We start from the raw sequence: 13,920 nt of genomic DNA, 5'->3' as shown, positions 1-13,920 counted from the left end.
GGCACCTGACGTGTCGAACCTGTTGATTCCCCTGGCCGAGGGCGGTGCCCCTCCGGTCCTCGAGCCCGTCGCGGGCACGGGTGTGCTCGGCCTCCTGTGGCTGATCATTCTCCTGCCCCTGGCAGGCGCCGTCGTGCTGCTGGTGGGCGGTCGGCGCACCGACGCCTTCGGTCACCTGCTCGGCACCGCGACCACGGCCGGCTCGTTCGTGCTCGGCCTCCTCGCCTTCCTCGGCCTCCAGGGCCTCGAGGAGGGGGAGCGCACGGTCAGCCAGACCGTCTTCACCTGGTTCGCCACCGGCGACTGGACCGTGCAGCTGAGCCTGCTGCTCGACCCGCTCTCGGTGCTCTTCGTGCTCCTGATCACCGGCGTCGGCTCGCTGATCCACCTGTACTCGATCGGCTACATGGAGCACGACGTACGCCGCCGCCGCTTCTTCGGGTACCTCAACCTCTTCGTCGCCGCGATGCTGATGCTGGTCATGGCAGGCGACTACCTCGGCGTCTTCCTCGGCTGGGAGGGCGTGGGTCTCGCCTCCTACCTGCTCATCGGGTTCTGGCAGCACAAGACCTCCGCGGCGGTGGCGGCCAAGAAGGCGTTCGTGGTCAACCGTGTCGGCGACATGGGTCTCGTGCTGGCCGTCGGCCTGCTCTTCGCCACCTTCGGCACGACCTCCTTCGCCGAGATCTCCGCGATGGCCGGCGAGGCGTCCCAGGGCGTGATGACGGCGGTCGGGCTGCTGCTGCTGCTCGCGGCCTGCGGCAAGTCCGCCCAGGTGCCGCTGCAGTCGTGGCTGCTGGACGCGATGGAAGGACCGACCCCGGTCTCGGCCCTCATCCACGCCGCGACCATGGTCACTGCCGGGGTCTACCTGGTCGTCCGCTCGAACTTCATCTTCGAGTACACCCCCTCGGCGCAGACGGTCGTGGTCGTCGTCGGCTGCGTGACGCTGCTGTGGGGTGCGGTGATCGGTTGCGCCAAGGACGACATCAAGAAGGTGCTCGCCGGCTCGACGATGAGCCAGATCGGCTACATGATGCTGGCCGCCGGTCTCGGCGTGGTCGGGTACGCGTACGCGATCTTCCACCTCATCACCCACGGCTTCTTCAAGGCGCAGATGTTCCTCGGCGCCGGTTCGGTGATGCACGCGATGGACGACGACGTCGACATGCGCCACTACGGTGCGCTGCGCAAGGCCATGCCGATCACGTTCGTCACGTTCGCGGCGGGCTACCTCGCCATCATCGGCTTCCCGGGCTTCTCGGGCTTCTGGTCCAAGGACAAGATCATCGAGGCCGCGTTCGAGGTCAGCTACGTGGCGGGCGCCGCCGCGCTGATCGGCGCCGGCGTCACGGCGTTCTACATGACGCGGCTGATGATCATGACCTTCGGCGGCAAGAAGCGCTGGGACGAGAAGGTCCACCCGCACGAGTCGCCGCTGACGATGACCATCCCGCTGATCGTGCTCGGTGTCGCCGCCGCCATCGGCGGTCTGCTGATCCTCGGGGACTGGATCTCCGAGTGGCTGGCGCCGGTCGTCGGCGAGCACGGCGAGGCCGAGCTGTTCGTGCCGATCTGGGTGCTGACGACCATCGTCACGGTGACCGTCGCGATCGGCATCGCGGTGGCCTGGATGCTGTTCGGGCGCAAGGAGATCCCCCGCGAGCAGCCGCAGGACGTCTCCGAGCTCACCCGCGCGGCGCGGGCCGACCTCTACGGCGACCTGGTCAACGAGGAGATCTTCATGCGGCCCGGTCAGGCGCTGGTCGGTGGCCTCGCCACCTTCGACGAGAAGGTCGTCGACGGGGCGGTCGAGGGTGGGTCGCTCGGCATGGGCGGCCTCTCCGATGCGGCCCGGCGCCTGCAGAACGGCTTCGTACGCTCCTACGCCGCGGGTCTGCTCGGCGGCGCGCTGGTGCTGGTGCTGGCCATCGCCCTGGTGACCGTCGCATGAGCCCGGGCCGCGTGTCCCGTCCGTTCCCCCTGCCCGAGACGACTTCAGAAGTGGTGGCGTCGTGAGCTTTCCCTGGTTGACCGCAGCGCTGCTGCTGCCGCTGGTCGGTGGCGCCGTCGTGGCGCTGCTGCCGCGCAGCGGCAGCCGGCTGCCCAAGCTGATCGCGCTGGGAGTCTCGGTGGTGACGCTCGGCGTCGTCGTCGCGATGACCACGCAGTACGACGTCGGCGGCGGCATGCAGTTCGTCGAGGAGCACGTCTGGATCCAGGCGTTCGGCGCCTACTACGCGCTGGGCGTGGACGGCCTCGGCCTCGCGATGGTGCTGCTGACCGTCATCCTCACGCCGCTGGTGATGCTGGCGTCCTGGGACGACGCGGACGAGGGCCGGTGGTCGACCAACGCGTTCTTCGGGTGGATGCTCGCCCTGGAGGGTCTCGCCATCGGCGTGTTCGCCGCGACCGACGTCTTCCTCTTCTACGTGCTCTTCGAGGCCACGCTCATCCCGATCTACTTCCTGATCGGCGGGTTCGGCGGCCCCGAGCGCGCGCACGCGGCACTGAAGTTCCTCATCTACTCGCTCTTCGGCGGCCTCATCATGCTGGCCGCGGTGATCGGCCTCTACGTCGTCTCCGCCGACTCCGAGGGCGGGCCGACGTACCTGCTGCGGGAGCTGTCCCAGCTGCCCATCGAGGAGACGACCGGCCGGTGGCTGTTCGTCGGCTTCTTCATCGCGTTCGCGGTGAAGGCCCCGATGTTCCCGGTGCACACCTGGCTGCCCGACGCGACGTCGCAGGGCACCCCGGGCACCTCGGTGCTGCTGGTCTCGATCCTCGACAAGATCGGCACCTTCGGCATGCTCCGCTTCTGCCTCGGGCTCTTCCCCGAGGCCTCGCGCTGGGCGACGCCGGTGGTGCTGGCGCTCGCCGCCACGTCGATCCTGTACGGCGCCCTGCTCGCGATCGGGCAGAACAACATCCCCCGCCTCATCGCCTACACCTCGATCAGCCACTTCGGCTTCATCGTGCTCGGCATCTTCGTGTTCAACAGCCAGGGGCACGCCGGGGCGATCCTCTACATGTTCAACCACGGGCTCTCCACGGCCGCGCTGTTCCTGGTGACCGGGTTCCTGATCAAGAGACGCGGGTCGCAGCTGATCAGCGACTTCGGCGGGGTGGAGAAGGTCGCGCCGGTGCTGGCGGGCCTGATGCTCGTCGCGGGGCTGAGCTCGCTGAGCCTGCCGGGGCTCGCTCCGTTCGTCTCCGAGCTGCTCGTCATGGTGGGGGCGTTCGTCTACTCGCCGCTGCTCGCGGCGGTCGTGGTGCCGGCGATCATCCTGGCCGCGCTCTACATCCTGCTGATGTACCAACGCACCATGACCGGGCCGACGGTCCCGGCGGTGGAGGGCATGGCGGACCTGCGGGTGCGTGAGGTCTCCGCGCTGGCCCCGCTGGTGCTCCTCATCGTGCTGCTCGGGTTCTACCCCCAGCCCCTGCTCGACGTGATCAACCCGTCGGTGGCCGACACGCTCTCCTACGTCGGCGTCACCGATCCTGCGCCCGCTGTCGCGGGTGGAACGGAGGCCGGCCAGTGACCGCCCTGACAGCAGGCGGCGCTCTGGTGCGCGCCGCCGACTTCCAGGCACCCGAGCTCGACTACGTCGCGCTCTCGCCGCTGTTCGTCGTGCTCGGAGTCGCCGTGGTCGGTGTGCTCGTCGAGGGCTTCGTCCCTCGGTCCGCCCGCTACGCCAGCCACCTCGCGCTGGCCGGTGTCGGCATGCTGGCGGCCCTGGCACTGACCGTGTACGTCGCCACCGGCGCCGCTGCGGTCGACGGCGCCGACGCGTTCGGTTCGGTGACCGGACTGGGATCGGTGGCCATCGACGGGCCGACGCTCATCATGTGGGGCCTGCTGCTCGTGCTCGGGCTGATCAGCGTGATGCTCTTCGCCGAGCGCAGCCTCGACGGCGGCGTCACGGCCTTCGCCGGTCAGGCAGCGGCGCTGCCGGGCAGCCAGGCCGAGCGTGAGGCGTCGGTCAAGCAGCTCGAGCACACTGAGGTCTTCCCACTGCTGATGTTCGCGGTCGGCGGCATGATGATCTTCCCCGCGGCCAACAACCTGCTGCTGCTCTTCGTGGCGCTGGAGGTCTTCAGCCTCCCGCTGTACCTGCTCTGCGGCCTGGCGCGTCGTCGTCGTCTGCTCAGCCAGGAGTCGGCGATGAAGTACTTCCTGCTCGGCGCCTTCTCCTCCGGCTTCTTCGTCTACGGCATCGCCCTGATCTACGGCTACGCCGGCACGATGGAGTACGCCGGCATCGCCGCCGCGATCGAGGGCACCAGTGGCAACCCGGGGCTGCTCCTCGGTGGCATCGCGCTGATGGCGGTCGGCCTGTTCTTCAAGGTCTCCGCCGTGCCGTTCCACACCTGGACGCCCGACGTCTACCAGGGCGCTCCGACGGCGGTGACCGGTTTCATGGCCGCCGCCACGAAGGTCGCCGCCTTCGGTGCCATGCTCCGTCTCTTCTACGTCGCCTTCGGGCCGGCGCGGTGGGACTGGCTGCCGCTGTTCTGGGCCGTCGCCATCCTGACGATGGTGGTCGGTGTCGTGCTGGCGCTGACCCAGGCCGACGTCAAGCGGCTCCTGGCGTACTCCTCGATCGCCCACGCCGGCTTCATCCTCACCGGGCTGCTGGGCGTCCAGCAGCTCTCCGAGGTCGGCGGCACGAGCATCACCTCGGTGCAGGCGGTGCTGTTCTACCTGGTGACGTACGGCTTCATGACCCTCGGTGCCTTCGGTGTCGTGACACTGGTGCGCGACTCCGGTGGCGAGGCCAACCACCTCTCCCGGTGGGCCGGGCTCGGCAAGGAGGCGCCGGTGCTCGCGGGCGTCTTCGCCTTCTTCCTGCTGGCGATGGCGGGCATCCCGCTGACCTCCGGCTTCACCGGCAAGTGGGCCGTGTTCGCCTCGGCCCTGTCCGGGGGTGCCTGGCCGGTCGTCGTGGTCGCCGTGGTCATGTCCGCGGTCGCCGGCTACTTCTACATCCGGCTCATCGTGACCATGTACTTCGACGAGCCCGTGGGGGCCGGGCCGACGGTCACCGCCCCGAGCGCACTCACGCTGGTCGCGATCACGGTCGGCTTCGCGGTCACCCTGGTGCTCGGCATCGTGCCGGGTCCGGTGCTCGACCTCATCGGCAACGCGGGTGAGTTCATCCGGTGACCGATCTCGCGCTCCCCGTCGTCGACGAGGAGCTGAAGCAGCGCCTGGTGGACCGGATGGCCGAGGTCGAGGCGGAGCTGCACCGTCACACGGTCGCGAGCACCGACTTCGTCACCGACGCCGCCCAGCACCTGCTCGCCGCAGGCGGCAAGCGCTTCAGGCCGCTGATGGTACTGCTGGCCGCGGAGACCGGCGATCCCCTGGGCGACGGGGTCATCACCTCGGCCTGCGTCGTCGAGCTCACCCACCTGGCCTCGCTCTACCACGACGACGTGATGGACGAGGCCGACGTACGCCGTGGGGCCGACTCGGCGAACGCGCGCTGGGACAACCTGCTGGCGATCCTCACCGGCGACTTCCTCTTCGCGAAGTCCTCGGAGCTGACCGCCGAGCTCGGCCCGGACGCCGTACGCATCCAGGCGCAGACCTTCGGCCGCCTGGTGGAGGGACAGATCCTCGAGACGGCCGGCCCGGCCGAGGGTCAGGACCCGCTCGAGCACTACCTGCGGGTGATCGCCGGCAAGACCGGGTCGCTGATCGCGACCTCCGCGCTCTACGGCGCTCGGTTCGCCCGTGCCTCGCGGGAGGTCGAGGAGGCGTTGGCGGCGTACGGGGAGCGCATCGGCGCAGCCTTCCAGCTCTCCGACGACATCCTCGACGTCGCGAGCGAGTCCGAGGAGTCGGGCAAGACGCCGGGCACCGACCTGCGCGAGGGCGTGCTGACGCTGCCGATGCTGCTGGCGATGCGTTCCGAGGACCCGGCCGACGACCGGTTGAAGTCCCTGCTCGGACGCCCGTTGAGCGACGACGCGGAGCACGCCGAGGCGCTCTCGCTGCTGCGTGCCCACCCGGCGATGGACCAGGCCCGCGCGTACGTGGCCGCCGAGGCCGAGGCGGCGCGCAGGCTGCTCGAGGTGGTGCCCAACGAGGGTGTCCGCGAGGCCCTGGACAACTTCGCGACGGTGCTGACCGAGCGCTCCGCCTGAGGCGTCCACGATTCACGGTCGGTTGCGCATCGCCACTAACCTGAGCCGGTGAGCGAGACACGCAAGGGGCTGCTGCTCGGCTTCTCCGCGTACGCGATGTGGGGGCTGTTCCCGCTCTACTTCCCGCTGATGGAGCCGGCCGGGGCGGTCGAGGTGCTGGCCCACCGCATCGTCTGGTCGTTGGTGACGATGACCGTCGTCGTCCTGGTGCTGCGTCGCCGGCGCCAGCTGGTCGCACTGCTGCGCGAGCCGCGCGCGCTGCTGTGGCTCGGCACGGCGGCGGTGGTCATCGGCGTCAACTGGGGCGTCTACATCTGGGCGACGACCAACGAGCACGTCGTCGAGGCGTCGCTCGGCTACTTCATCAACCCGCTGGTCAGCGTGCTGCTGGGCGTCGTGTTCTTCGCCGAGCGGCTGCGGGGCCTGCAGTGGGCGGCGTTGGCCCTGGCGACGGCAGCCGTCGTCGTCCTGACGGTCGAGATCGGTGAGCCGCCGTGGGTCTCGCTGGCCCTGGCGTTCAGCTTCGGCACGTACGGGCTCGCAAAGAAGCGCGCGAACCGCGGCGCTGTCGAGGGACTGACCGTCGAGACCATGCTGCTGGCGCCGATCGCATTGGCGTACCTGCTCGTGCTGAACCGCACCGGCGAGGGCACGTTCACCTCCGAGGGCACCGTGCACGTGCTGCTCCTGCTGACGCTCGGGGTCGTCACCGCGGTGCCGCTGCTCTGCTTCGGCGGAGCGGCCACGCGCGTGCCGCTGACGGTCATCGGGTTCCTGCAGTACGTCACCCCGATCCTGCAGTTCCTGATCGGTGTCGTGGTGTTCTCCGAGGAGATGACCCGGGGACGCTGGATCGGGTTCGCTCTCGTCTGGCTGGCGCTGGTGCTCTTCAGCGCGGAGTCGCTGCGTCACCACCGCCGGCAGCGACGGGCCGTACGCCGCAGCGCGGTCGCCCCCGTCGCCGCCTGACGCCCAGAGGGCACAAAATGACGGCGAGAGGGCACAAAATCACGCTCACGGCGTGATTCTGTGCCCTCTCGGCGGGTCAGGAACGGTGGGTGACGACCACCGAGGGGCGCGGGAAGTCCGTCGTCCCGGGCCAGGTCGAGGCCGGCGCCGTGAAGGTCGCACCGTCGGACTCACCGGGGTGCTGGACGGCGATCCAGACCGCGGCTCCGTTGTCGGTGATGAGAGGACCGCAGCACTCCGCGCCCGTGGGCACCGTCAGGAACTGCTCCACGTGGCCCCGCTTCGGCCCCTCGACCGGCACGCGGAACAGCCCGTCGTGCGAGCCGAGCACGTTGCCGTCGGTCGCGACCCACAGGTTGCCGACATCGTCGAAGGCGACGTTGTCGGGGCAGGAGATCGGGCTGACGAGCTGCTTCGGGAACCCGGCGAAGTAGGTCTCCTGGGCGCCCGGGTCGCCACAGACGAGCATCAGGTCCCAGGTGAAGGTGTCGGCGGTGTCGTCGCCGCGGCGCGGGGTGATCTCCAGGACGTACCCGTTGCGGTTGCCCGTCGTCTCCCGCAGCGGAGCGCCGAGCTCGTCACGCACCGAGCTCGTCGCCAACGGGTTCGCCTCGTCGACCTCGAAGCGGGACCCGCGCTGGGAGTTGTTGGTCAGGGCGCAGTAGACCCTCCCGTTCACCGGGCTGGGCTCGATGTCCTCGGGACGGTCCATCTTGGTCGGGCCGACGGTGTCGGCTGCCAGCCGGGTGTCGATGAGGACGTCGGCGACGCTCATGCCGGGCACGAAGGACGTGGTGTCGCTGGTCAGCGGAAGCCACTCGCCGGCGCCGTCGTACACGCCGTCCTCGGTGCCGTCGCCGTCGAAGCGCGCGACGGAGAGGGTGCCGTGGCTGAGCAGGGTGAGGTTGCGGCGGCGTGCGGCCTTCCCGGGCCGGGAGTCGAAGCGGTCGCGGGACACGAAGCGGTAGATGTAGTCACCGCGCTCGTCGTCGCCCATGTACGCCACGACGCGACCGTCGCGAGCGACGGTGACATTGGCTCCCTCGTGCTTGAAGCGACCGAGCATCGAGTGCTTCCGCGGTGTCGAGGTCGGGTCCATCGGGTCGAGCTCGACGACCCACCCGAACCGGAACGGCTCGTTCGGCTCCGTGGTGAGGTCGAACCGGTCGTCGACCTCGCTCCAGCCGCGACCGCTGCCGTCGATGCCGTAGCGGCCGTAGGACTCCGCGTACCGGCTGTCGAGCTCGCCCGAGGCGTCGAAGTAGCCGTTGAAGTTCTCCTCGCCCGAGAGCACCGTGCCCCACGGGGTCATGCCGCCGGCGCAGTTGGCGAAGGTGCCGAGGACGCGGCGTCCCGACGGGTCCGCGGACGTGCGCAGCCGCGGGTCGCCCGCCGCAGGCCCGGTGACCCGGAAGGGGGTGTCGGCGGTGATGCGGCGGTTCAGGCGCGCGGCACGGTGGTTGCGCGTGCGGTACCTGCCGCTGTCACCGGCCCGCTTCATCTCGACGACGGCCATGCCCACGCTGGCCTTGGTGATCTCGGCGATCTCCGCGGTGCTGTAGCGGCCCTCGGGGAACATGATGACGTCGTTGGTGTACTCGTGGTTGACCACGAGGAGCGCGTCGTTGCCGGTCCGCGCAGGCTTGCCGCCGCGGCGGCGCTTGCGTCCCTTGCCGCCCCTGCCCCCACGACCCCGGGAGTCCTCGAGGGGGAAGACGCCGACGTAGTCGTTGTTGTAGCCGAACTGCTTCGCAGCGGCCTCGCCCGACTGGTCGTCCACGTCGAAACGGGGGGCGTCGGGCAACACGGGGTCGCCCCAGGAGATGACCACGTCGGCGGTGTAGCCCTTCGGGACCGTGACCTTGTCGTTGGTGTTCGGCGGCACGACCGCGAACGACGCGGTGGCGACGCCCCGGCCGCGGGGCTTCCTGCCCTTGCCGGGCTTGCCCCTGCCCTTCCCGCCGGGACCGCCCGAGCCCGGCGCGGCGGCGGCGGGTGCTGCGTTGACCCCGGCGACCGCCAGCACGCCGAGGCCGGCCCCGGCACCCTTCAACACCGAGCGGCGGGCCAGCGCCGCCGCCGCCACGTCGCGGAACTCGAGGTTGTCGGAGGTGTTGGGGACGGGCTTGTCACAGGCGTTGCCGCAGCGGAACTCGCACGTCATGTGCGAGCGGGAGCCGTGGCGTGGTGCTCGGGCACCGATGGGGGTGAGCGGGAGGAGCGTACGAGGGGACACGGGGCGGACCTTCCGGACGGAGACTGACGACTCCGCCATCCCAGACCGCGACGGTGTCCTGCGCGCCTTCACCAGGTGAACACCGGATGAGCAGACGCCGCGGTCCATCCCTCTCGCGAGAAGTGACCTCTCGCGGGGAGTGACCTCTCGCGGGGAGTGACCTCTCGCGGTCAGACGACCGTCCAGGTGTCGCTGCCGTGCACCAGGCCCATGAGCGCCTGCTTGCGCTCGGCGCTGTCCAGTCCCGTCCCGGCGGAGGCGACCTGCACCTGCTCGCGCGCCTGGTCGTCGTAGGTGCCCCGCTCGACCTGGCGGAAGATGCCGATCGGGCTGCGGTGCAGCACCCCGGCGTCGGTCAGGCGGGAGAGCGCGTACGCCGTGGTCGGGTCCTCGTCGTGCGCGTCGTGCACCAGCAGCGCGTCCTCACCGACGTCCGCCACCTCGACGACCTCCACCCCGCCGTCGGCGGTGCGGCGGACGCCGAGCCGGCCGGCCCCGTCCTCGCCGGGGGTGCCGAAGCGGATCGGCTGTCCGTGCTCGAGCGGGATGACGGCCTCGGCCCTGGTGTCGCGGTTGGTGATCGCGTCGAAGGCGTTGTCGTTGAAGATCGGGCAGTTCTGGTAGATCTCGACCAGCGAGGTGCCGCGGTGCGCGGCGGCGGCGGAGAGCACCGAGGTCAGGTGCTTGCGGTCCGAGTCGACCGTACGCGCCACGAAGGTCGCCTCCGCGCCCAGCGCGAGCGAGACCGGGTTGAACGGCTGGTCGACCGACCCCATCGGGGTGGACTTGGTGACCTTGCCGGGCTCCGAGGTCGGGGAGTACTGCCCCTTGGTCAGACCGTAGATGCGGTTGTTGAACAGGAGGATCGTCATGTTCACGTTGCGGCGCAACGTGTGGATCAGGTGGTTGCCGCCGATCGACAGCGCGTCGCCGTCACCGGTGACGACCCAGACCGACAGGTCCTCCCGCGCGGTGGCGAGCCCGGTCGCGATGGCGGGGGCGCGGCCGTGGATGGAGTGCATCCCGTACGTGTCGAGGTAGTACGGGAAGCGGCTCGAGCAGCCGATGCCCGAGACGAACACGATGTTCTCGCGGCGCAGACCCAGGTCGGGCAGGAAGCCCTGCACGGCCTTCAGCACGGCGTAGTCGCCGCACCCGGGGCACCAGCGCACCTCCTGGTCGGAGGTGAAGTCCTTGCCGGTGAGCACCTGCTCCTCGGCGCGGGCCGGCACCCCGGCGGTGCCGGAGGGGCCGACGGTGGGCAGTCCGATGTCGATGGTCATGAGGCGTCCTTCAGGAGGTCGAGGATCGCGGTCTCGAGGTCGGCGGCCTTGATCGGCATGCCGTTGACCTGGTTGAAGCCGATGGCGTCGACGAGGTACTCCGCGCGCAGCAGCATGCGCAGCTGACCGAGGTTCATCTCGGGCACGAGCACGGTGTCGTAGCGGCGCAGGATGTCGCCGAGGTCGGCGGGGAACGGGTTGACGTGGCGCAGGTGCACTTGGGCCACGTGGTGGCCACGGCGTCGCACCCGGCGTACGGCGGCACCGATCGGGCCGTACGTCGAGCCCCAGCCGATCACCAGCGTGCGTGCCTCGCCCGAGGGGTCGTCGACCTCCAGCGGCGGCAGACCCTTGGCGATGCCGGCGACCTTGGCGGCACGCGTACGCACCATCAGCTCGTGGTTGGCCGGGTCGTAGGAGATGTTGCCGTGGCCCTCGCCCTTCTCCAGGCCGCCGATGCGGTGCTCGAGACCCGCGGTGCCCGGCACCGCGAGCGGCCGGGCCAACGTCTCGGGGTCGCGCAGGTAGGGCCAGAAGTCCGGCACCGTCTCGCCCTTGACGGTCTTCTCGTGGTTCGGCTCGGTCGCGTACGCCGGGTCGATGACGGGCAGGTCCTCGGCGTCGGGCAGCGACCACGGCTCCGAGCCGTTGGCGAGGTATCCGTCGGAGAGCAGCATCACCGGCGTGCGGTAGGTGATCGCGAGGCGGCAGGCCTCGATCGCGGCGTCGAAGCAGTCCGCCGGCGACTTCGGCGCCACCACCGGCAGCGGCGACTCGCCGTTGCGGCCGAACATCGCCTGCAGCAGGTCGGCCTGCTCGGTCTTGGTGGGCAGACCCGTCGAGGGCCCGCCGCGCTGCACGTCGACGATGACCAGCGGCAGCTCGGTCATCACCGCGAGGCCGATGGTCTCGGCCTTGAGGGCGACACCGGGGCCGGAGGTGGAGGTCACGCCCAGCGCACCGCCGTAGGACGCACCGAGCGCGGCGCCGACGCCGGCGATCTCGTCCTCGGCCTGGAACGTCGTGACGCCCAGGCTCTTGTGCTTGCTGAGCTCGTGGAGGATGTCGGAGGCCGGGGTGATCGGGTAGGTGCCGAGGAACAGCGGCAGGCCCGCCTGTACGGCCCCCGCGACCAGCCCGTACGCCAGCGCTGTGTTGCCGGTGACGTTGCGGTAGGTGCCGGGGGCGATCTGGGCGGGCTTGACCTCGTAGCGCACGGCGAACGCCTCGGTGGTCTCACCGAACGCCCAGCCGGCGCGGAACGCGGTGAGGTTGGCGTCGCGGATGTCGGGCTTGCCCGCGAACTTGCGCTCGAGGAAGCCCTCGGTGCCCTCGGTGGGGCGGCCGTACATCCACGACAGCAGGCCCAGCGCGAACATGTTCTTGGCCCGCGAGGCGTCCTTGCGGGACAGCCCGAACTCCTTCACCGCTCCCACCGTCATGCCGGTCAGGTCGACCTCGTGGACGGCGAAATCGGCCAGCGAGCCGTCCTCGAGCGGGTTCTGCTCGTACCCGGCCTTCGTCAGGTTGCGCGAGGTGAAGTCGGCGGTGTCCACGATGAGCGTGCCGCCGGCCGGCAGGTCGCCGACGTTGGCCTTGAGCGCCGCCGGGTTCATCGCGACGAGCACGTCGGGGCGGTCGCCGGGGGTGAGGATGTCGTGGTCGGCGAAGTGCACCTGGAAGCTCGAGACGCCCGCCATCGTGCCCTGCGGTGCGCGGATCTCGGCCGGGAAGTTCGGCAGCGTCGACAGGTCGTTGCCGAAGCTCGCGGTCTCCTGGGTGAAGCGGTCGCCGGTCAGCTGCATGCCGTCGCCGGAGTCGCCGGCGAACCGGATGATGACCCGGTCGAGCTGCTGGACCTCCGCCGTGGGGTCGGTCTTCTCCTGCGTCGTCACCTGCTCAACGATAGTGCGGCCGGAGGGGGTCACCCCAGGCTGCTCAGCCCGTGGACGGCCCCGGCGGCGTGAGACGTGACACGCCACGGCGACCTGTCGCCCATCTCAGTCGGGCGGACCGGTGTCGAGGCGGTAGACGCGCACCGCGACATCGTGCAGCAGCGCCTGGGGGTCGGCGTCCGCACCGAGCGCGTCGAGCACGATCCGTACGGTCGCGGGGAGCGTCATCCGCGGCTTGTCCACCGGGAAGTTCGAGGCCCACATGGTGCGGTCGGAGCCGAAGACGTCGTGCGTGTGCCGCACCAGCGGTGCGGCGGCCTCGAGCAGGGCATCGTACGCCGCGGAGCCGACCGTGCGGGGACGAGCCACCTCGCCGGTCGGGGAGCCGAGCGCGCCCATGCCGAGCCCGGACTGCTTCGCGACGACGTTGGGGCGGGCGCCGAGGGCGGCGACGGCGTCGCGCCAGCGCTCGAGCAGCCCGCGACGCCGTCGGGCGTCGCGTCCGGTCCCGGCACCGACCGGTCCGAGCACGCCCGCCGGCGTGCCGTGGTGGTCCAGCACGAAGGTCGTCTCGGGATAGGCGTCGACGAGCGGCAGCGCGTCGGGCAGCTGGTGGGCATAGCACCACAGCTCGCTGGAGAGGCCGCGCTCGGCGACGGCAGCGAAGCCGTCGCGCAGCGTCGGGTCCGCGAGCAGACCGGCGGTGTCGGTGAAGTCACGGACGCCGGGGTCGGGGTGGTGGGTGGTCTTGAAGCGCACTCCGCGGACGAGAGGAGAGGCATCGAGGTGCGCGTCGAGGACCGCGCCCGCCTCCTCGCTGCGGGGGTCGACCGCGACGACGATGCCGCCGAGCCTGGGCGCCCCGTCGCGCTCCCACGGGAGACTCGCGACCCAGCGGGTCTCCTCGACGGTCTCGAAGGGTCCGGCCGCGTCCCAGGAGGCCTCGACGTGCACGACCGTCCCCACCGGCACCGCACCGGCGCTGTCGCCCCCGCGACCTGTTCCGCGGGTGTCGGAGAGGTAGTCGGCCGGCAGGTAGGGGCGCAGCAGGTGGTGCGGGTCTCCCGCGAACTCGCGGTCGGCGAGGGGCAGCAGCCACCGCGCTGCGCGCGGCACCCGGGGCAGCGGCCGCAGCAGCCGCGCCTCCTTCGAGACCACCCGGGGCGTGGTGAAGGGGTCCCACTGGTGGATGTGCGGGTCGATCACGTGAGCTGGGAACCGCATCCCGCCAGCCTGCCCGGCCGGCGCTGCCGGAACCGCCCGACACGACCGATCGGCCCGGCAGCCACGCTCCGACATAGCGGACGAACGCCGCATACGTGGCGAGCTGCTGTACGGTACCGGCGTCGATCAGGTCCTCGGACCGCCCGTCGAGCGTGAG

At 70.6% G+C, this 13,920-nt stretch carries 9 protein-coding genes; 5 read left to right on the top strand and 4 right to left on the bottom strand.

Annotated elements, in window-relative coordinates; all coding sequences use genetic code 11:
- The first annotated feature begins 22 nt into the window (after nucleotides 1-22).
- The 5 genes from nuoL to rarD all read left to right on the top strand — a co-directional run bounded on the left by nuoL (nucleotide 23) and on the right by rarD (nucleotide 7,125).
- A complete protein-coding gene (gene nuoL / locus KLP28_04520) occupies nucleotides 23-1,954 on the top strand; it encodes an NADH-quinone oxidoreductase subunit L (protein ID QWC86797.1) in 1,932 nt (643 codons plus the stop codon).
- Between the two features lie 61 nt (nucleotides 1,955-2,015).
- A complete protein-coding gene (locus KLP28_04515; GenBank protein ID QWC85998.1) occupies nucleotides 2,016-3,545 on the top strand; it encodes an NADH-quinone oxidoreductase subunit M in 1,530 nt (509 codons plus the stop codon).
- A 5-nt stretch (nucleotides 3,546-3,550) separates the two neighbouring features.
- Entirely contained in the window at nucleotides 3,551-5,170 is a 1,620-nt protein-coding gene (gene nuoN / locus KLP28_04510) for an NADH-quinone oxidoreductase subunit NuoN (GenBank protein QWC86796.1), read from the top strand.
- Between the two features lie 56 nt (nucleotides 5,171-5,226).
- On the top strand, nucleotides 5,227-6,156 hold the full coding sequence (locus KLP28_04505) for a polyprenyl synthetase family protein (GenBank protein ID QWC86795.1): 930 nt from the start codon (nucleotides 5,227-5,229) through the stop codon (nucleotides 6,154-6,156).
- A gap of 48 nt (nucleotides 6,157-6,204) precedes the next feature.
- Nucleotides 6,205-7,125, top strand: a complete 921-nt coding sequence (rarD, locus tag KLP28_04500) for an EamA family transporter RarD (protein ID QWC85997.1) — start codon at nucleotides 6,205-6,207, stop codon at nucleotides 7,123-7,125.
- A gap of 76 nt (nucleotides 7,126-7,201) precedes the next feature.
- Here the strand turns inward: rarD and KLP28_04495 are convergent, their stop codons facing one another.
- The 4 genes from KLP28_04495 to KLP28_04480 form a co-directional block, all read right to left on the bottom strand.
- Entirely contained in the window at nucleotides 7,202-9,400 is a 2,199-nt protein-coding gene (locus KLP28_04495; protein QWC85996.1) for a PhoX family phosphatase, read from the bottom strand.
- Between the two features lie 131 nt (nucleotides 9,401-9,531).
- Nucleotides 9,532-10,644 (bottom strand): 2-oxoacid:ferredoxin oxidoreductase subunit beta, encoded by a 1,113-nt coding sequence (locus KLP28_04490; GenBank protein QWC85995.1) that lies wholly within the window; start codon nucleotides 10,642-10,644, stop codon nucleotides 9,532-9,534.
- Nucleotides 10,641-12,449, bottom strand: coding sequence for a 2-oxoacid:acceptor oxidoreductase subunit alpha (locus KLP28_04485; GenBank protein QWC86794.1), 1,809 nt, complete (start codon nucleotides 12,447-12,449; stop codon nucleotides 10,641-10,643). Before KLP28_04485 ends, KLP28_04490 begins: the two co-directional genes overlap by 4 nt.
- A gap of 195 nt (nucleotides 12,450-12,644) precedes the next feature.
- Nucleotides 12,645-13,763, bottom strand: coding sequence for an amidohydrolase family protein (locus tag KLP28_04480; protein ID QWC85994.1), 1,119 nt, complete (start codon nucleotides 13,761-13,763; stop codon nucleotides 12,645-12,647).
- Nucleotides 13,764-13,920 lie beyond the last annotated feature (157 nt).

The organism is Nocardioidaceae bacterium, from assembly GCA_018672315.1.
GTDB lineage: Bacteria > Actinomycetota > Actinomycetes > Propionibacteriales > Nocardioidaceae > TYQ2.
The sequence above is the reverse complement of the archived record's forward strand: the minus strand, read 5'-3'. Positions and strand labels throughout refer to the sequence as shown.

Excerpts from the sequence above, each read along its gene's own strand:
- KLP28_04490 (QWC85995.1), bottom strand. The coding sequence starts at position 10,644 with ATGACCATCGACATCGGACTGCCCACCGTCGGCCCCTCCGGCACCGCC.
- KLP28_04480 (QWC85994.1), bottom strand. The coding sequence starts at position 13,763 with ATGCGGTTCCCAGCTCACGTGATCGACCCGCACATCCACCAGTGGGAC.
- KLP28_04495 (QWC85996.1), bottom strand. The coding sequence starts at position 9,400 with ATGGCGGAGTCGTCAGTCTCCGTCCGGAAGGTCCGCCCCGTGTCCCCT.
- KLP28_04505 (QWC86795.1), top strand. The coding sequence starts at position 5,227 with ATGGCCGAGGTCGAGGCGGAGCTGCACCGTCACACGGTCGCGAGCACC.
- KLP28_04485 (QWC86794.1), bottom strand. The coding sequence starts at position 12,449 with ATGCAGCTGACCGGCGACCGCTTCACCCAGGAGACCGCGAGCTTCGGC.